At 70.7% G+C, this 18300-nt stretch carries 18 protein-coding genes; 6 read left to right on the top strand and 12 right to left on the bottom strand.

Features of this window, described 5'->3' with window-relative positions; all coding sequences use genetic code 11:
- The first annotated feature begins 7 nt into the window (after positions 1-7).
- Entirely contained in the window at positions 8-1831 is a 1824-nt protein-coding gene (locus OHS70_RS13365) for a phosphoenolpyruvate carboxykinase (GTP) (RefSeq protein ID WP_328397075.1), read from the top strand.
- A 167-nt stretch (positions 1832-1998) separates the two neighbouring features.
- Here the strand turns inward: OHS70_RS13365 and OHS70_RS13360 are convergent, their stop codons facing one another.
- From OHS70_RS13360 to OHS70_RS13335, 6 genes are all read right to left on the bottom strand, one after another.
- Positions 1999-2613 (bottom strand): hypothetical protein, encoded by a 615-nt coding sequence (locus OHS70_RS13360; RefSeq protein WP_328397073.1) that lies wholly within the window; start codon positions 2611-2613, stop codon positions 1999-2001.
- The gene (locus tag OHS70_RS13355) at positions 2600-4138 is read right to left on the bottom strand and encodes a substrate-binding and vWA domain-containing protein (RefSeq protein ID WP_443062742.1); all 1539 of its coding nucleotides are present in this window, start codon (positions 4136-4138) and stop codon (positions 2600-2602) included. Before OHS70_RS13355 ends, OHS70_RS13360 begins: the two co-directional genes overlap by 14 nt.
- A 104-nt stretch (positions 4139-4242) precedes the next feature.
- Positions 4243-5424: a toxic anion resistance protein gene (locus OHS70_RS13350; protein ID WP_328397069.1), complete on the bottom strand. Its 1182-nt coding sequence runs from the start codon at positions 5422-5424 to the stop codon at positions 4243-4245.
- A gap of 12 nt (positions 5425-5436) precedes the next feature.
- Positions 5437-6540, bottom strand: coding sequence for a hypothetical protein (locus OHS70_RS13345; RefSeq protein WP_328397067.1), 1104 nt, complete (start codon positions 6538-6540; stop codon positions 5437-5439).
- A gap of 131 nt (positions 6541-6671) precedes the next feature.
- Complete coding sequence (locus tag OHS70_RS13340; protein ID WP_328397065.1) at positions 6672-7058, bottom strand: SCO4983 family protein; 387 nt, start codon at positions 7056-7058, stop codon at positions 6672-6674.
- Between the two features lie 84 nt (positions 7059-7142).
- Positions 7143-8354, bottom strand: coding sequence for a pyridoxal phosphate-dependent aminotransferase (locus OHS70_RS13335; RefSeq protein WP_328397063.1), 1212 nt, complete (start codon positions 8352-8354; stop codon positions 7143-7145).
- 459 nt (positions 8355-8813) lie between these two features.
- Here OHS70_RS13335 and OHS70_RS13330 point away from each other — a divergent pair, with 459 nt between their 5' ends.
- The gene (locus tag OHS70_RS13330) at positions 8814-9632 is read left to right on the top strand and encodes a putative protein N(5)-glutamine methyltransferase (RefSeq protein WP_328397061.1); all 819 of its coding nucleotides are present in this window, start codon (positions 8814-8816) and stop codon (positions 9630-9632) included.
- Positions 9633-9697: 65 nt separating this feature from the next.
- Here OHS70_RS13330 and OHS70_RS13325 read toward each other — a convergent pair whose 3' ends face one another.
- On the bottom strand, positions 9698-9934 hold the full coding sequence (locus OHS70_RS13325) for a chaplin (protein ID WP_328397059.1): 237 nt from the start codon (positions 9932-9934) through the stop codon (positions 9698-9700).
- A gap of 511 nt (positions 9935-10445) precedes the next feature.
- Between OHS70_RS13325 and OHS70_RS13320 the strand changes: the two genes are divergently transcribed.
- Positions 10446-11120 (top strand): vitamin K epoxide reductase family protein, encoded by a 675-nt coding sequence (locus OHS70_RS13320; protein ID WP_328397058.1) that lies wholly within the window; start codon positions 10446-10448, stop codon positions 11118-11120.
- Positions 11121-11196: 76 nt separating this feature from the next.
- Here OHS70_RS13320 and OHS70_RS13315 read toward each other — a convergent pair whose 3' ends face one another.
- From OHS70_RS13315 to OHS70_RS13305, 3 genes are all read right to left on the bottom strand, one after another.
- On the bottom strand, positions 11197-11499 hold the full coding sequence (locus tag OHS70_RS13315; RefSeq protein WP_328397057.1) for a hypothetical protein: 303 nt from the start codon (positions 11497-11499) through the stop codon (positions 11197-11199).
- Between the two features lie 132 nt (positions 11500-11631).
- A complete protein-coding gene (locus OHS70_RS13310; RefSeq protein WP_328397056.1) occupies positions 11632-11898 on the bottom strand; it encodes a hypothetical protein in 267 nt (88 codons plus the stop codon).
- Positions 11899-12162: 264 nt separating this feature from the next.
- Entirely contained in the window at positions 12163-12402 is a 240-nt protein-coding gene (locus OHS70_RS13305) for a chaplin (protein ID WP_328397055.1), read from the bottom strand.
- A gap of 199 nt (positions 12403-12601) precedes the next feature.
- Here OHS70_RS13305 and OHS70_RS13300 point away from each other — a divergent pair, with 199 nt between their 5' ends.
- The gene (locus OHS70_RS13300) at positions 12602-13231 is read left to right on the top strand and encodes an alpha-ketoglutarate-dependent dioxygenase AlkB (protein ID WP_328397054.1); all 630 of its coding nucleotides are present in this window, start codon (positions 12602-12604) and stop codon (positions 13229-13231) included.
- Here the strand turns inward: OHS70_RS13300 and OHS70_RS13295 are convergent.
- Both OHS70_RS13295 and OHS70_RS13290 read right to left on the bottom strand, forming a co-directional pair.
- Positions 13228-14838 carry an N-acyl-D-amino-acid deacylase family protein gene (locus OHS70_RS13295; protein ID WP_328397053.1) on the bottom strand — a complete coding sequence of 537 codons (1611 nt, stop codon included), beginning with the start codon at positions 14836-14838 and terminating at the stop codon, positions 13228-13230. The genes OHS70_RS13300 and OHS70_RS13295 overlap by 4 nt on opposite strands.
- Positions 14839-15031: 193 nt before the next feature.
- Positions 15032-16333, bottom strand: a complete 1302-nt coding sequence (locus OHS70_RS13290; RefSeq protein ID WP_328397051.1) for an amino acid deaminase — start codon at positions 16331-16333, stop codon at positions 15032-15034.
- 130 nt (positions 16334-16463) lie between these two features.
- Here OHS70_RS13290 and OHS70_RS13285 point away from each other — a divergent pair, with 130 nt between their 5' ends.
- Positions 16464-17543: a sugar kinase gene (locus OHS70_RS13285; RefSeq protein WP_328397049.1), complete on the top strand. Its 1080-nt coding sequence runs from the start codon at positions 16464-16466 to the stop codon at positions 17541-17543.
- Positions 17540-18292, top strand: a complete 753-nt coding sequence (locus OHS70_RS13280; RefSeq protein ID WP_328397047.1) for an IclR family transcriptional regulator — start codon at positions 17540-17542, stop codon at positions 18290-18292. Before OHS70_RS13285 ends, OHS70_RS13280 begins: the two co-directional genes overlap by 4 nt.
- The last annotated feature ends 8 nt before the right edge of the window (positions 18293-18300 follow it).

Raw genomic sequence — 18300 nt, 5'->3', positions numbered from 1 at the left:
AGCAATCGTGGCGCGCGACAACGCGGCTCCCGGCAGCGTCCCCACCAACCACCAGGAACTGATCTCCTGGGTCGACGAGATCGCAGCAATCACGCAGCCGGACAGCGTCGTCTGGTGTGACGGTTCCGAGGCCGAGTACGACCGCCTCTGCGCGGAACTCGTGGCCAAGGGCACGTTCAAGAAGCTCGACCCGATCAAGCGCCCGAACTCGTACTACGCCGCGTCCGACCCCACCGACGTCGCCCGCGTCGAGGACCGCACCTTCATCTGCTCCGAGAAGGAGGCGGACGCGGGACCCACGAACCACTGGAAGGCCCCCGCGGAGATGAAGGACATCTTCGCCGGCGAGAAGGGCATCTTCCGCGGCTCGATGAAGGGCCGGACGATGTACGTCGTCCCGTTCTGCATGGGTCCGCTCGGCTCCCCGCTCTCCGCGATCGGCGTCGAGATCAGCGACTCCGCCTATGTCGCCGTCTCCATGCGCACCATGACCCGTATGGGTCAGCCGGTCCTGGACGAGCTCGGCTCCGACGGCTTCTTCGTCAAGGCCGTCCACACCCTCGGCGCGCCGCTCGCCGAGGGCGAGGCGGATGTCCCGTGGCCGTGCAACTCCACCAAGTACATCTCGCACTTCCCCGAGACCCGTGAGATCTGGTCGTACGGCTCCGGCTACGGCGGCAACGCCCTGCTCGGCAAGAAGTGCTACGCCCTGCGCATCGCGTCCGTCATGGCCCGCGACGAGGGCTGGCTCGCCGAGCACATGCTGATCCTCAAGCTGACCCCGCCGCAGGGCGAGTCCAAGTACGTCGCCGCCGCGTTCCCGTCCGCCTGCGGCAAGACCAACCTCGCCATGCTGGAGCCCACGATCTCCGGCTGGACGGTCGAGACGATCGGCGACGACATCGCCTGGATGCGATTCGGCGAGGACGGCCGGCTCTACGCGATCAACCCCGAGGCCGGCTTCTTCGGTGTCGCGCCCGGCACCGGCGAGCACACCAACGCCAACGCCATGAAGACCCTGTGGGGCAACGCCGTCTTCACCAATGTCGCGCTCACCGACGACAACGACATCTGGTGGGAGGGCATGACCGAGGAGGCCCCGGCCCACCTCACGGACTGGAAGGGCAACGACTGGACGCCCGCGTCCGCGACGCCGGCCGCCCACCCGAACGCCCGCTTCACCGTGCCGGCCTCGCAGTGCCCGATCGCCGCGCCCGAGTGGGAGGACCCGAAGGGTGTGCCGATCTCGGCGATCCTCTTCGGTGGCCGCCGCGCCTCGGCCGTCCCGCTGGTGACCGAGTCGTTCGACTGGCAGCACGGCGTCTTCCTCGGCGCGAACGTCGCCTCCGAGAAGACCGCCGCCGCCGAGGGCAAGGTCGGCGAGCTGCGCCGCGACCCGTTCGCGATGCTGCCGTTCTGCGGCTACAACATGGGCGACTACATGGCCCACTGGATCAAGGTCGGCAAGGACGCGGACCAGTCCAAGCTGCCGAAGATCTACTACGTCAACTGGTTCCGCAAGAACGACGCGGGCAAGTTCGTGTGGCCGGGATTCGGTGAGAACAGCCGTGTCCTGAAGTGGATCGTGGAGCGCCTGGAGGGCAAGGCCGAGGGCGTCGAGAGCCCCATCGGCATCCTGCCGACCAAGGAGGCCCTGGACACCGACGGCCTGGAGCTCGCCGAGGAGGACCTCGAGTTCCTGCTCAAGGTCGACACCGACGTGTGGCGCGAGGAGGCCGCCCTGGTCCCCGAGCACCTCAACACCTTCGGTGACCACACGCCCAAGGAGCTGTGGGACGAGTACCGCGCGCTGGTCGCCCGGCTCGGCTGATCCGCTCGCGCAGGACCAACGCGGCGGGCCTGCCCGACTTCCGCCCTGACCTGTGGGGTCAACACCGGCCCGCCGCGTCCGGCCCCCGAAGCCACCTCACCGGCTTCGGGGGCCGAACCCTTTTCGGGGCACTTTCCCGGGGCGCCGGGCGTGGGTGGGGCGTGGGACTACGAGGCGAACCCGCCACGCTCCTCCAGATAGCGGGTGTGGGTCTGCTGCCGCCGGGACTCCGTCTCGCTCAGCGCCGCGGCGAGCGCCTCCGCCTCGGCGTGCAGCACCCCGAGCTGCCGCTCCAGATGACGCTCCGGCGGCTCCGTGCCCGGAGTGAGCCGGGTCCACCAGCGGGTGCGGACGAAGGTGTCGACGGACTCCGGGATGTCCTGGCGGATCGTACGGGCCAGGGCGTGCACCCCCTCCGGGGCCTGGGCGAGCACCTGCGCCACCCAGCCGGGGTCGAGCAGCGCCGTGAGCAGGTCGGTCAGCTCGGTGAGCCGGCCGGCCGCGGCGGGCGGCAGTTCGACGGACGCCAGATAGACGCGCAGCCTCGCGAGGTCGGTGCGCACAGCGTCGAGCTGCTCGGCCGGGTCGGGGAAGTCCGGGGCCGGCGGGCGCTCAGGAGGGGCGACCAGCGCGCCCGCCCCGTACAGCCCGGCGATCACGAACGGCCAGTAGGCGCCCGCCAGTCCGGTGAAAGTGAGGGCGAGGCCCGCGATGCCGAACGCGCAACCCGTGAGGTTCTTGCGCGACTCGAGACAGCCGAGCGCCTTCCTACTGGTAGCCACGGATCTCCTCGAATGCGCCGTCCAGCGTTCCCGTCGTCGCGTCGAAGAGACGGCCGCCGGTGAGGGCGGAGATGTGCTCCAGCTCCGCGCGGTCGGAGTCACCGAAGAGGATGGGGAAGACGGGCGTGTGGCGGCGGTCGGCCGGCAGCCCCTGGTAGTACGCGTCGAAGGCCGTTGCCTCGATGCCCGTGGTGTTCTCGCCGTCCGTCATCAGAACCACGGAGGTGAACGTCTTCGTGGAGTCCGCGCTGCCCAGGTGCTCGTACGCCTCCCGCAGGCTGCTGTAGACCGCGGTGTCGCCCTCGGCGCTCAGCCGCGCCGCGTCGGCGCGGATCGCGCTCAGTGCCTCGTCGGGACCGGCGGGGTCGACCGTGTGCTTACGGACCTGCTTGACGGCCGATCCGAAGGGCATCAGCGTGACCTCCTCCCGGTCCCGGAAGTCCTCGGTCAGCTCGGTCAGCGCGTCCTTGAGCCGCTGCAGCCGGTCACCCGCCATGGAGCCGGAGGTGTCCAGGACGTACACCGTGCGCGACGGGCGGCGCAGCTTGTTCTCGTACGCGTCCAGCAGCCCGTCCGCGACGGACCGGGTGCCGGGGAAGGGCAGTTCGCGCCGGATCCCGGCGGCGAGCGGGGCGGCCGGCTTCACCCCGGCGACCACGGGCCGGCGCAGTGTCCGCTCGGTGATCGCCTGCTGGGCCTCGGTGCCGCGGAGATACTCGGTCAGGGCCCGCCCGGCGGCGCGGGCCTCGGCCGGGACGGACGCCAGCAGCGTGAAGGGGTAGTCGGCGCTCACCACTCCGTCCTTGGGCCGGATGACGGTGAGCCCGGCGCGGCTCTCGCGGTTCATGGACAGCAGGACGGACTCGTAGTTGACGAGCGCGTCGACGGTGGTGCGGCGGGTGTACGCGGCCGCCAGCCATCCCGACGAGCCCGAGGTGAGCTGCTGCCCGGCGAAGAACTCCTTGAGCTTCGGGGTCGCTTTGCGCACGTCCGCCTCGGTGAGCGCGGACTGGGCGCCGGACAGGCCGGACGCCACGGAGATCAGGGCGGAGAAACCGGAGTTGGAGCGGACGGGGTCGGTCATCCCGTAGGTGAGCCTTCCGTCGGCGACGGCGCGGTGGATCTGGGTCCAGGTGACGTCCTCGGGCCGCCACCCGAGCCGGCGTACTGCCCGGGTGCGCACGCCGATCGCGACCGGCGAGGTCATGACGGGTGTCTCGGAGCTGATCCGCGGACCGGTGCCGGGCCGCAGCCGCAGATGGTCGTTGGACGACAGCCACACGGCGTCGTACTTCCCGTCGGCCTTCCCCGACGCGATCTGCTCGACGGCGTCCAGCGTGCCGCTCCAGGTCGCCTCCACGGTGACCCCGGTCGCCTCGCGGGCCGCCTCGAGGACGGGCTTCATGTCCTCGAGCTCGCTGGAGGCGAGGACGCGCAGGGTGACCGGGCTCCGGCCGGGGACCTTCCTGTCCTTGCCGCTGCCGCTGCTGGTGCACCCGCCGGCGAGAGCGACACCGAGGAGCATGCACACCACGCCGCGTGCGCGGCGGCGCCCGGACCGCACGTCCGGAGTCAGGTGGCCGATGGCGCGGGCCGCGGCTCTGCGCAGACGTGCCACGAAGGAGCCGTTCATGCGAGGCCCTCCTCGAGCGCGTTCGCCGTGCGGGTGCGCTCCAAGTAGGCGCTCGCCGCCTGCAGTTCGCCGGTCAGGGATTCGACCGTGGCCGCCATCGCCTCGGTCGCCCGGACCTTGTACGTGTCGATCGCGTCCAGCGTCCGGTAGATCTGCTGGAAGGCCGTGCGCAGCGTCTCGGCGCCCACCGCCGGGTCCGCCGCGATGCGCTGGATCTCGCCGCTCTGGGTGGCGAGCATTTCCGCGTTGCCGCGGATCAGGTCCTCGGTCGTCGAGCGCAGGGTGTTGACCTGCTCGGTGACCTTGCCCTGGCTGTCCAGGGCGGAGGCCAGCATGACGGCGATCCGCAGTGCCGAGACCGTCGTCGTGGCGGCACGGTCGACGCCCTTGATGAGCTCGTCGTTGTTGCGGCGTACCACGTCCATCGCCAGGTAGCCCTGGGCACAGACCGCGAGCTGGGTCAGCAGGTCCTGGTGCTTCTGCCGGACCGGGAAGAGCACATCGGCCCGCAGCGCGTCCGCCTGGGCCGGGTCCGTCGCCTCGACGGACGCGATACGGTCGACGACCGCCGCGTCGAGCGCCTCGGTGAGCACCGCGTACTCCTGGAGCTTGCCCATGGTCTCCCACAGCCGGGCCCGCTCGGTGTGCAGCGCGGCGTTGTCGCGGCGCAGCTCGTCCTGGCCGCCGCGCAGCGAACCCACGATCTTGTTGAGCGTCGCCTGGGAGGAGGCGTACTTGGCCACATGGTCCCGGAGCTTGTTGCCGCCCGGCAGCCTGGCCAGCAGCCGGCGCGCCCCTCTCCCCGGGGTGTCGCGCGGGTCGAGGTCCTCCACGGTGCGGCGCAGCTCCACAAGGCAGGAGCCGACACGGGCCTGGGCGTCCTCGCCGTCGGAGGACAGCGAGCGCACGGTGCGGTCCAGCATCCGGTTGGACTGCTGGGCCGCGCCTCGGATGTCGGCCGCTCCGAGTGAGGCGATCTCGCCGATACGGGTCGCGAACTCGGGTGAGCGGGCGTCGAGTCCGGCCAGCGACGCGACGTAGTCGGCGGCGCGACGCGTCATCTCCGTGCGTACGGTGTCGTCGAGCGGGACCAGCCCGGACGCCTGCTCCGAGCGGACCGGCGCGACCGGCTCCGGTGGTGTGAGGACGAGCGCGTCCGCGCTCTGCTGTTCGGTCATTGTGAAATCCCCCTAGGACCGGGTCCGCCGCGCCATCGCGTGCAGTACCTCGGCGGTCGGCACGGGCGCCTGGCGAACCCCGGCCAGCTTCTGGTTGAGAAAGTCGGCGTGGTGGGTGGTCGCGGCGCTGAACTCGGCGGCCGCGCCCTGCGGCCGGAACCCGTGCCGTACCGCGAGTTCGCGCAACCGGGAGTCGGAGGCGAGCAGTTCGCCGAGCGCGCGCCCGTTCTCGGTGAGCGGTACGAGCGTGTGGTCGCTGGAGACGGTGGTGTCCGGGTAGAGGACGACGAGGTCTCCCACGTCCTGCTTCTGCAGCAGCAGCGAGGCCACCTGCGATTCGTACACGAGCACCAGCAGATTTCCGACGCCGCTGATGAAGTCCCGGAACGGCGCGTCGCTGCTGGTCTGCTGTGCGCCCTGAACGGTGATCAGCTTCTTCAGCAGTGGCGCGGTCCGGTCGAGTGCGGCGTCGTTGGCGGCGACCTTGCCGCCGTCGGCGACGTACGAGGCCGCGGCCAGGTAGAGCGCACCCGAGTTGGAGGCGACGGGATCGGTGCTCGTGATGAACACGGTCCCGGTCAACTCGGCATGCCCGGCAGAGCCCTTGAGCTGTTGCCAGGTCCGGTCTGCCTGCGCGGCCTTCAGATACGGCTCCATGCGCAGCGTCCCGGTCGACCTGCCGCGCAGCGTGGCGAGCCCGTTGCCGGCGAGCACCTCCGCGGCATTGCGGTGCGCGACGACGACGAGCGGCGAGTAGAAGGGGCGGATCGGACCGTCCTGGATCTTCGTCTTGCGCTGCAGCTGGTCGGCCGGCGCCTTGGACGACGGGAACGCGAAGTCCTTCCCGTCCAGGGCCTGCTGGTCCATGGCCCAGGACCCGGAGGTCTCGGTCCGCACGGTGAATCCCTTGGCAGTCAGGGCCTTCACCACCTGAGGGTCGGCGAAGAACTCGGCCTTCTCCGACCCGATCACTCCCTGCACGGTCCTCGTTGCCGTGCTCGTGTCCTGGCTCTCGCGGCCTGCGACGACGGCGACTGCCACACCGCCGATCAGCAGCACCGCCAGGACGATTCCTGCGATGCGTCTCACGAGAGCAGAGTGCTCGCGGAAACCCACATTCCGGGCGAAGGGAGGTGGACGGCGGGTGAAGTCCCTGCGGCACCGGTGCAACGGGCCGCTTGAGTGGTGATCGCCTGGGTGGGTGGCACCCGGTCCGCGCGCCTACGACGGCCCGCGGACCGGGGCCGTCAGGGGGCGCCGACCAGCCGGGAGTCGCGCAGGGCGGCGGTGTGCGCGTCCATGCGCTCAGCGGCGAGGATCGCGGCGGCGGTGTCCGCGCGGGACGCGGCGACGACGAGTGCGCGGCCCGCGAGGGCGAGCGCGCGGTTGTGCAGTGCCGCGGTATCGGCGTGGCCCAGCGCGGCGTGCCGCGCGGGCGGCGCCCCGCGCAGCCGGGCCACCTGCTCGGCTATGCGATCGCCCTGCCGGCCGAGCCCCAGCTCGTCGGTGACGGCCAGCAGAGCGGCCAGATGTCCGGCGAGCTGGATGTCCAGCTCCTCCTCGCGGGTGCGGTGGGGGTACTGCGGGGCGTCGGCCATCGAGTGGACCGACTTGGTGCGGATCGGCTCGTACATGGGGGATGGCCTCCTGCTCACGGTCAGGAGACCATCCTACATTGGATTGAGTCTAAAGTTGAGTGCTGTCGGAATCTGCCTGTCTCAGGGCTGCCCGTACCCGTCGAGGAACGCGCCGATCCTGGTCACCGCATGGGCAAGGTCCTTCGCCGCGGGCAGCGTGACGATGCGGAAGTGATCGGGCTCGGGCCAGTTGAAGCCCGTGCCCTGCACGACCATGATCTTCTCGGTGCGCAGCAGATCGAGGACCATCTGCCGGTCGTCCTTGATCTTGTAGACCTTGGGGTCGAGCCTCGGGAAGAGATACAGCGCGCCCTTGGGCTTCACGCAGGTCACGCCCGGGATCTGCGTCAGCAGGTCGTACGCGATGTCCCGCTGCTCCAGGATCCGCCCGCCGGGCAGTATCAGCTGCTCGATGGACTGCCGCCCGCCGAGCGCGGTGGCCACGGCGTGCTGGGCCGGCATGTTGGCGCACAGCCGCATGTTGGCGAGGATCGTCAGCCCCTCGATGTACGAGGCGGCATGGGCCTTCGGCCCGCAGACGGCCATCCAGCCCGAACGGTATCCGGCGACGCGGTAGTTCTTCGACAGCCCGTTGAAGGTGAGCACCATCAGGTCCGGGGCGATGGCGGCGGTCGGGGTGTGCGTGGCCCCGTCGTAGAGGATCTTGTCGTAGATCTCGTCGGAGCACACGATCAGATTGTGGCGCCGGGCGATCTCGGTCAGGCCGCGCAGCATCTCGTCGCCGTAGACCGCGCCGGTGGGGTTGTTCGGGTTGATGATCACGATCGCCTTGGTGCGGTCGGTGATCTTGCGCTCGATGTCCGCGAGATCGGGCATCCACTCGGACTGCTCGTCGCAGCGGTAGTGCACGGCCGTCCCGCCGGCCAGCGACACGGACGCGGTCCACAGCGGATAGTCGGGTGCCGGGACCAGGACCTCGTCACCGTCGTCGAGCAGTGCCTGCATCGACATCTGGATCAGCTCCGAGACGCCGTTGCCGAGGTAGATGTCCTCGACATCGAGCTCGATGCCCTTGGTCTGGTAGTGCTGCATCACGGCCCGCCGCGCGGACAGCAGCCCCTTGGCGTCGCCGTAGCCGTGTGCCGAGCCGACGTTGCGCAGGATGTCCTCGAGGATCTCCGGCGGGCACTCGAACCCGAAGGCGGCGGGGTTGCCGGTGTTCAGCTTCAGGATGCGGTGACCTGCCGCCTCCAGACGCATCGCCTCTTCGAGGACGGGCCCCCGGATTTCGTAACAGACGTTGGCGAGCTTCGTGGACTGGATCACCTGCATGTCCGTGAGCTTACGGGGGCGGCACATTGATCGCTCCGTGTTTCGGACCGCCGACCCCATGGCGCTAATGTCCGCTTTGTTTCTTTCTCGGGGTGAGGGCCCCCGGGCCCCTTCGAAAGCGCTGCGCCGCGGGGCACCTGCCTGCGATTCAAGCGTCGTCATGAGCAGGTGTTGCCCTGGTCACCCTCTTTGACGAGAGGGCCGGGACCTCGCCCCTGTCCGGGTGCCGGCCGGGCCGGCGAAATCAGGAGCCGGACTGCTCAGGGTCGGGTAATCTTCCCGCTCAGGCAGCGCCTGAGCACTGTCTGCCAACAGCACAGTTTCGAGCAGTACAGCGACGAACCCCGGAGGTGAGACCCATTACCGCAACAGCAGGCTGGGTGCCCTCATCTCTCGGCCGTGCGGTCCACCGGGCATAGGTGACCGTGAGGGTGCCCTTCGGTACCCGAAAGGCTTTCCATGCTGGTTCCCTCGCTCACCCTCACCCGCTCCGCCGTCGTCACCACCCTTCGCGGGGCCGGATGTGTCTTCGCCGAGGACGAGGCCGATCTGCTCCTGTCCGCCGCGCGCGACCCTGCCGAGCTCGCCGACATGGTCGGGCGGCGCGTCAGCGGACTGCCGCTCGAACACGTTCTCGGCTGGGCCGACTTCTGCGGTATGCGGGTGTCCGTCGATCCCGGGGTGTTCGTGCCCCGCCGCCGTACCGAGTTCCTCGTCGCACTGGCCGTCAGGCTTGCCCCGCCCGGCGATGCAGTGGTCGTGGACCTGTGCTGCGGTTCGGGGGCGGTGGGGGCGGCGGTCGTCGCGACCCTCGGGCGGGGTGAGCTGCACGCCGCAGACATCGAGCCCGCCGCGGTCCGCTGCGCCCGGCGCAATCTCGCCGCGGCCGGCGGGCGGGTGTACGAGGGGGACCTGTACGAACCCCTGCCCGCCGCGCTCACTGGGCGGATCGACGTCCTCGTCGTCAACGCCCCGTACGTACCCACCGACCAGATCGGGCTGCTGCCGTCGGAGGCCCGCGACCACGAACCGCTGGTCGCTCTGGACGGCGGGCCGGACGGGCTCGGCGTGCAGCGGCGGGTGACCGCCGGGGCCGGGCAGTGGCTGGCGCCGGGCGGCGCCCTGCTCATCGAGACGAGCGAGCGTCAGGCTCCGTTCACATCGGCCGCGTTCGCCCGTCATGGGCTCGATCCGCGGGTGGTCGTCTGTGAGGACCTCGATGCCACCGTCGTGGTCGGGACGAAGCCCCGCCAGGGCTCTGGAGCCTGCAATCCGTGACCGCCGGAGTGCAGCGGAACGGCCCCGGGAGAGAGGTTTCTCCACAGGGCCGTTCTGCGTGAAAGTCAGCCGTTCAGGCAGGCGTTGCCAACGGCCGGGTTCAGCAGGGCGAACAGGCCGAGGCTGTTGCCGCAGAGGTTCAGCGGCGCGTGGATCGGGAGCTGGAAGACGTTGCCCGACAGGAAGCCGGGCGAGCCGACGGCGGATGCCTCGGCTCCCGCGTCGGCCATGGCGGGCGCCGCGGCGCCGCCGAGCGCCAAGACGACACCTGCGACAACGGCTGCAGCCTTCATGCGGTTCATTTTGATCCTTTCGGCAATGGCGCCGTACGCAGTCACGACCGTCGTGCTGCGCAGCCGCGCACTGGCTGCGGGCATGCGCCTCTGCGGAACGAGTAACGATTTCATTCCCGCCGGGAAACCGGCCGGTCGCTGCCGCCCCGAAAAGTCACTCGTATGCCGCACGATAATTCACGCACGAGGTCCGGGATTCCCGCGGCCGGACAATTCTCGTTCTCCCGTGCCTTTTGCGTTATTCGAATGCCGGCGTGTGTGCGTCCCGAGCGCGCCCGATCCCCGGTGAGCAGCAGGGCCTGGCGGCGCGGGGATGGTCTCTCGATCACTTGTCGCTTTTCGCTGTGAGTGCCCGATCGTGGATCAGCCTGGTCAACCGCCTCCCCGCATGCCCGGTTCCGTACATTCACTCGAATGCCGCCTCGCGGTGCTTGTGTGAAATGGATTTTCCGGCCCGATCGCTGCGCCAATTGAGGCACAATAAGTGAATCCAGCACGCTATTCGAGTGGTGAAAGAAATATGACAATCACGACGACCGGACGTCTGTCCGTCGAACAGCGAGGAAGGCGGCGGGCCGCCAAGAAGGGCAGGGCGCGGGGGCCGGGCGGCGAAGCGATCGGCGGCACCCCAGGGTTCGCCTGGCTTCTCGTGATCACGGGCGCGGCGGGACTGCTCGCGGCGTGGGTGATCACGATCGACAAGTTCAAGCTGCTCGAGGACCCGTCGTTCACGCCGGGGTGCAGTCTGAACCCGGTCGTCTCCTGCGGCAACATCATGAAGAGCGAACAGGCGTCGGTCTTCGGGTTCCCCAACCCGATGCTCGGCCTGGTGGCGTACGGGGCGGTGATCGCCATCGGGTCCGGCCTGCTGGCCGGCGCGACCCACCGGCGCTGGTACTGGCTCGGGCTGAACGCGGGCACTCTCTTCGGGGTGGGTTTCTGCGGCTGGCTGCAGTACCAGTCGCTGTACGAGATCAACGCGCTGTGCCTGTGGTGCTCCCTGGCATGGGTCGCCACGATCGTGATGTTCTGCTACGTCACCCTGCACAACATCGAGCACCGCATCATCAGGGTTCCCGAGGGGCTGCGCCGGGGGCTGCTGGAGTTCCACTGGGCGCCGCCGGTGGTGTGGATCGGGATCATCGGCATGCTGATCCTGACCCGGTGGTGGGACTTCTGGACCGCCACCGGCTGAACGGCCGCCCGTTCAGGGGCACGGCGAAGGGCCCCGGCGGCCGTCCGGCTGCCGGGGCCCTTCGCGGTCTGCGACATCAGCCGGCGCCGCCGAGCGAGACACCGCCCAGCATCGGGGTGGCCGACGCCGCCGTCCTGAGAAGCTGCTCCGGAGCCTTGCCCTTGACGTTGTTCAGCCCGGTGGCCGTGGAGGCGACCGAGCCGACCGTCGATTCCGCGTCGCCCAGGCCGGGATCGGGAGCCGAGGCCAGAGCCCGGTCGAGACCACCGCTGAGACTCATGGCAGGCATGCGCGTGGTGTCGGCGGCGAAAGCGGGCGAGGCCGCCCCCATCGCCACGACGGAACCGGCGATGACGGCTGCGGCCCTCGAGTACTTCATGGTTTCGAATCCCTTTCCCCGGCGGTGCTCTCCGCCGTCGTGAGGGGTAACGAGTCGTCGTCGCAAGGGAAACGCGGGGACACCTGTCCCGCCGGGCGCGTGCCGGCCCCGGACCCCCGGCGGCCAGGGAGATCAGGCCGTGTGCCGGTCGTAGAGCCAGCCCCGGCGCGGCGGCGGGGGAACGGGTCCGGTCTCGGCCCCGTCCGCAGGGGGAGGAGGGAACAGGGTGAGCCGGGTCCACTCGGCGTCCGGCCGGCCGGGCAGGGTACGGCCTGCTGCCGCCCACTCCCGCGCCAGCTGTTCGTAGATCGGGCTGGTGCCGGGCGGTGCGGCCGCCGGGGCCGGGGCCGTTCCGGTCTGGACGCGCTGCCATCGAGCAGGCGCGGAAATCCTTGCCATACGACCGCCAACGCGCGCCCGTCGGCGAAGTCACTGCTCGGGTCGAGCGGTGGGGGACAGGCGGAACGGTCTTTCGAGCCCGTCATCCTCCCGATGAGGCACGACGGCCGAGTGAACCGTGGCCGTGCGGGAGGAAGTCGTCCCGAGGGGCTCGACGGGACGCCGGTCCGGGGCCGGACATGACTGCGGCCTCCCCCGGTGGTGAAGGGGAGGCCGCAGTGTTCCGGGGTGCTGGTACTCAGCCGCCCTGGTGCAATGACCGGACTAGGCGTTCGAGCAGACGTTGCCGAAGGTCGGGTTCAGCAGGGCGATCACGTCCACGGTGTTGCCGCAGACGTTGGCCGGCAGGTGGACCGGGACCTGGAGGGCGTTGCCCGAGGCGATACCGGGGGAGTTGGCAACGGCACCGTCCGCGCCGGCGTCGGCTGCGGCCATGCCGGCGCCGCCGGCGATCAGAGCACCAGACCCGGCGAGAACAGCGGCTGCCTTCGCGATACGCGACATCAACTTCTCCTTGCAAGACGACAGGTCGGCCGCAGGGTTTGCGGCCTTCACTCCCCGTTCAACGCGGGAAGGGAAGGCCGGTAACGGATCACACCGAAAGTCGGACCCCAACGGTCTCTTCGATGTCCTCGCGGCCGCCGTGCGCGGCGCCGCGCGCCGAATAGCTCATGTGTTCGGTTTCGGGGGTAGGCTGGAGGGCATGGCAGTGCATCTGCAGGGTTCGCTCTTCGACCAGACCGACGAGATCCTCCTCGGCCCGCTCGACGGTGTGCGGCGGACCGTACTCGGCGACGGGGCCTGGATCGACGGCCTGGCCGGCTGGCTCGAAGGGGCGGACGCGCTGTTCGACGACCTCGTGGACACCGTGCCCTGGCGGGCCGAGCGGCGCCGGATGTACGAGCGGGAGGTGGCCGTGCCCCGGCTGCTCGCCCACTACGGGGAGGACGATCGCCTGCCGCATCCGGTCCTCGGCCGGGCCCGCGCCGCCCTGTCGCGGCACTACGCCGACGAGCTCGGCGAGCCGTTCCGCACCGCCGGGCTGTGCTTCTACCGCGACGGTCACGACAGCGTTGCCTGGCACGGGGACAGGATCGGGCGTGGTGCGCGTGAGGACACCATGGTTGCGATCCTGTCCGTCGGCGCCCCGCGCGATCTGGTGCTGCGGCCGAGACACGGCGGCGGGACCACGGTGCGCCGGCCGCTCGGGCACGGCGATCTCATCGTGATGGGCGGCTCCTGCCAGCGGACCTGGGAGCACGCCGTCCCCAAGACGGCGCGCCCTGTGGGCCCGCGCATCAGCATCCAGTTCCGCCCGCGCGGGGTGAACTAGGCGCGCGGGGGCCGGGCGGCACCGCGACGAACGGAGCGGCCTGCCAGCACGTCGGTGCGCACGCCGTCCTCGATGACGAACCGGCCGTCGATCAGCACATGCGGGATGCCCACCGGCAGCGTGCGCGGTGCGTCGAACGTGGAGCCCGCAGCCACCGTGTCCGGGTCGAACAGGACCAGGTCGGCGCGGTAGCCCTCACGGACCAGACCGCGGTCGGGCAGCCGCAGCCGGGCGGCCGGGCGTCCGGTGAGATGGGCCACCGTCTCCTCCAGCGAGAGAATGCCGAGTTCCCTTGCGTACCGGCCGAGATAGTTCGGGAACGTGCCGTAGGCGCGCGGATGCGGTTTGTCGCCCTGGAGGATTCCGTCGCTGCCGCCGGTGTGCACGCGGTGGCGCATGATCAGGCGGACGTTCTCCTCGTGGCCGACGTGCTGCAGGATCGTCGGGCCGAGGCGGTCCTCGATCAGCAGTCTGCGGGCGGTGGCCCACGGGACCTCGCCGCGTACGGCCGCCGACTCGGCGACCGTACGGCCCACGTAGCCGGCGTGCCCGACCCCGCTCACGCCCGAGATCTCGATCGTGTCCCACTCGATCGGTACGCCGTGGCAGCCGTCCGAGCCGATCTCCTCCAGGTGGTGGCGGATCCTCTCGGCGGTGGCATCGTCGTGCAGCCGCGCGAGCACCGCGTCCGGGCCGCCCTCGTTCGCCCAGCTCGGCAGCATCGCGGCCAGCGTGGTGCAGCCGGGGGTGTACGGATACGTGTCGAGGGAGATGTCCGCGCCGGCGTCGAGCGCATCGTCGAGCAGCGCGAGCAGCTCGGGCGCACGGCCCTTGTTCACGCCGAAGTTCATGGTGGCGTGGGCGAGATGGAGGGCACAGCCGGCCGCACGGGTGAGGGAGACCATCTCTTCGTAGGCCTCGAGCGCGCCGGCGCCGTAGGAGCGGTGATGCGGGCAGTAGTAGCCGTCGTAGCGGGCCACCACCCGGCACAGCTCGGTCAGTTCGGCGTTGTCCGCGTACATTCCGGGCGTGTAGGTCAGGCCCGACGAGAGGCCGACCGCGCCTTGCTCCATGCCGTCGGCGACGAGCTGCTTCATCCGTGCGAGCTCGGCGTCGGTCGCCGGACGGTCGTCCCAGCCGACCGCGTACATCCGGACCGTGCCCTGAGGGATCAGGTACGCCGCGTTGACGGCGATGCCGCGGTCCAGACGGTCCAGGTACTCGCCGACGGTGCGCCAGTCGAAGTCGATGTCCGAGCCGTTGCCGTTCCAGCCGGTGATCGCCGTGCGGACCCCGGCGAGCGTGGCGTCGTCGACGGGCGCGTACGACAGCCCGTCCTGACCCAGCACTTCGAGGGTGACGCCCTGGGCAGCCTTCGCGCAATGGTCCGGGTCGCGCAGCAGGGCGAGGTCGCTGTGGGCGTGCATGTCGATGAAGCCGGGCGAGAGCGCGAGGCCGTGCGCGTCGAGGGTGCGCGCCCCAAAGAGGGCGGGTTCGCCTTCACGGCGTATCGCGGCGATGCGGCCGTCGCGGATGCGGACGTCGGCGCGGTACGACGGGCTGCCGGTGCCGTCGACGATGCGGGCGTCGCGGATGACGAGATCCATGGTGGCGCCACCTTTCGGCGGGGGCGGTCCTCCCCGGCCCTTCCCGTAACCGGGGCAGGCCCCGGAACCCCGTACGGCCTTCGGCCGTGTCCTCGGTCTCCCCCGCACGGGCTGGAGTTGTCCGGCAGCTTCAGCCTCGCTGGGGGAGCGTAAGGGGAGTTCTGGGGCGCGGGGAAAACGCACCCCGCACGGGTCAGAAGAACGTACGGATGTAGTCGACGACCGTGCCGTCCGCCTCGACCAGCGGAATCAGCTGCCACTTGTCGAACGACGTGCACGGGTGGGACAGGCCCATCCCCAGCCAGTCGCCCACCTCCAGGTCCGCCTCCGCAGTGGTGCGGACCCAGCCGTGCTGGTCGGAGAGCCCGCTCACCGAGATGCCGTCCGCCGGGCGGATCTCGCCGGTGCGGCCGTCGCGGACGACCTGTGCCTCGGGCAGATCGAGGTCGTACGCGGCGTCCCGCTTGCCCGCGTTGACGAACGCCTGGTCGGGGGTGGGGCGCGAGACGACCTGGGCCCACAGCCGGAACGCCGGGCGCAGTGCGCCCTCGTCCGGGAGGCGGTTGAAGGGGGTGAGGTGGCGGTAGTGGCCGTCGTCGTGCGAGACGTACGCGCCGGAGCGCAGCAGCTTCAGGGCGGGGCGGGACAGTTCGGGGATCTCCCCGAACACATCGGCGACCGCGTCGAACCAGGCACTCCCGCCCGCGCTGATCACGATCTCGGTGGTGCCGTCGAAGCGTCCGGCCTTGTCGAAGTCGGCGGCCAGCTCGGTCAGCCGGCGTACCCAGGCACGTACCCGGTCGCCGTCGGCCTGCGGGACCTCGCCCTCGTAACCGGCGACGCCGACCAGCCGGAGCGTCGCGGTGGCGGCGACCGCGTCCGCGACGGCCGCGCACCCGGCCTCGGTGCGCACCCCCGTGCGGGCGCCCTCGCCCGCCCCCAGTTCGATGACGACCTCGACGGGGCGGGAGGTGCCCCGCAGGGCCTCGTCCATGAGCTCGACGCCGCGCACGGAGTCGACGTAACAGATGAAGCGGAAGTCCGGATCGGCGTCCAGCTCGCCCGCCAGCCAGCGCAGGGCGGCAGCGTCCACGACCTCGTTGGCGAGGAAGATCCGCTGGATCCCGTGCGCGCGGTAGACGCGGGCCTGGTGGGGTACGGCGGCGGTGATGCCCCAAGCGCCGTACGCCAGTTGGCGCTCGAAGAGCTGCGGTGCCATGGAGGTCTTGCCGTGCGGGGCGAAGGCGAGGCCGTGGCGCTCGGACCAGGTCTCCAGGAGAGCCAGATTGTGTTCGAGGGACTCGGCGGAGAGGGCGAGGACGGGGGTGGTGAAGCCGCCGGTGAAGAGGTTGCGGCGGTCGGCGGCGAGTTCGCCGACGGTGAGCCCTTCGGCGTCGGGCGGGAGTGCCTTGAAGCGGTGGTCGACGCGTTCGCTCGCCAGCTGCGCGAGCCGCTCGACGGCGGTGTCGGCGTTGCCGGCGTGGTCGGCGGGCATGGTGGCCTCCTTCTAGCGCGTTGCGCTATGCGCAACGCCCATTGCGTATATCGCTTATGGGTGTCTAACATCCGAGCCGACACCGGGTCAATGGTGGCCGGTGCCCGACGAGCGAGGAGCCCCCGCGAACATGACCGCGACCGTGCACGGACCCGTGGACGTCGTCTGTCTCGGCGAGTCCATGGTCACGTTCCTGCCCACGCAGGGGGGACGCCTCGCCGACGTGCCGTCCTTCGTCCGCGGCATCGGCGGCGCCGAGTCCAATGTGGCGTGCGCTCTGGCCGCGGCCGGGCATCGGACCAGGTGGGTCGGCCGGGTCGGCGCGGACGGCTTCGGCGAGCACCTGGTGGCGGCGATCGCGGCGTACGGAGTCGACACCTCGGCCGTCGAGCGCGACCCGGAGCGCCCCACCGGCATCTACTTCCGTACGGCGGCCGACCGCGCGACCGGGTCGCACGAAGTCCTGTACTACCGCGCCGGGTCCGCCGCCTCCGCGATGTCCTTGTCGACCATGCCGGAAGAAGCCGTACGGTCCGGCAGGATCCTGCACCTGTCCGGGATCACCGCCGCGCTCTCCGGCGACTGTCTCGCCCTGATGCGCCACCTCACCGCACGGCGGACGGGCCGTCCGCCGGTGTCGTTCGACGTGAACCACCGGCCCGGGCTGTGGCGCACACCGTCCGGCGCCGGTGTGCTGCTGGACCTCGCGCGTGGCGCGGACATCGTGTTCGTGGGGGAGGACGAGGCGGAGGAGGCATGGGGGCTTCGGGGTGCGGCGTCGATCAGGGCCGCGTTGCCGGAGCCGGAGGTGCTGGTGGTGAAGCAGGGCGCGCGGGGAGCGACCGTGTTCGCCCGCTCCGCGTCCTCCCTCGTGCTGCCTCCGACGCCGGGGGGCCGTTCAGGAATCGCCCCCGACACCGTCACCCACGTCCCCGCCCCGCGCGTGGAGGTCGTCGCGGCAGTCGGTGCCGGTGACGCCTTCGCCGCCGGGTTCCTGTCCGCCACCCTGCGCGGACTGAGCGTGCATCACCGGCTGCGGCACGGGCATCTCATGGCCGCCGCCACCCTCACCGTCGCCGGCGACCTCGCAACGCCCCCCTCCCGCGCACACGCCGACCGGCTGGCCGACCTGGACGGCAGCGCCTGGGAGACACTTCACCTCGGCCCCGGCTGGTCGGCAGCCGCGGATGAGGAGGTACGTACCGCATGAGCCAGACCGTCGATCGCGCGCTGAGCATCCTGCCGCTGCTCGCGCAGGGGCCGGCCGACCTCGGGCAGGTGGCCGAACGTCTCGGTGTGCACAAGTCCACCGCACTGCGCCTGCTGCGCACACTCCACGAGCACGGCCTCGTCTACCGCCAGCAGGACCAGCGCTACCGCCTCGGCGCCCGCCTCTTCGCGCTGGCGCAGGAGGCCGTCGAGAACCTCGACGTACGCGAGATCGCCCATCCGCATCTCGTCGCGCTCAACGAACAGACCGGACACACGATCCACCTCGCCGTGTACGAGGAGAGCGACGTCCTCTACATCGACAAGGTCGAGAGCCGCTACCCGGTCCGGATGTACTCGCGGATCGGCAAGCCGGTCGCGATCACCGTCGCGGCCGTCGCCAAACTGCTGCTCGCCGACCTGCCCGAGCCCGAGCGGCGGGCCCTCGCCGAGAAGCTCGACTACCCCATGTACACATCCCGTTCGACCCCCGGCGCCGCGGCCTTCCTCGAGGAGCTCGCCGTCGTACGCGAACAGGGATGGGCCACCGACCTCGGCGGCCACGAGGAGTCCATCAACTGCATCGCAGCCCCCATCCGCGGTGCGGACGGCCGGGCCGTCGCCGCCATGTCGGTCTCGGCGCCGAATGTCGTCGTCACCGCCGAAGAACTCCTCGCCCTCCTCCCGCTGGTGCGCCGTACCGCCGACGCGATCAGCCGGGAGTACTCAGGATCCGTATCCCCCCAGTAGCAGCTCCA

This window comes from Streptomyces sp. NBC_00390, from assembly GCF_036057275.1.
Classification (GTDB): Bacteria; Actinomycetota; Actinomycetes; order Streptomycetales; family Streptomycetaceae; genus Streptomyces.
The sequence above is the reverse complement of the archived record's forward strand: the minus strand, read 5'-3'. Positions and strand labels throughout refer to the sequence as shown.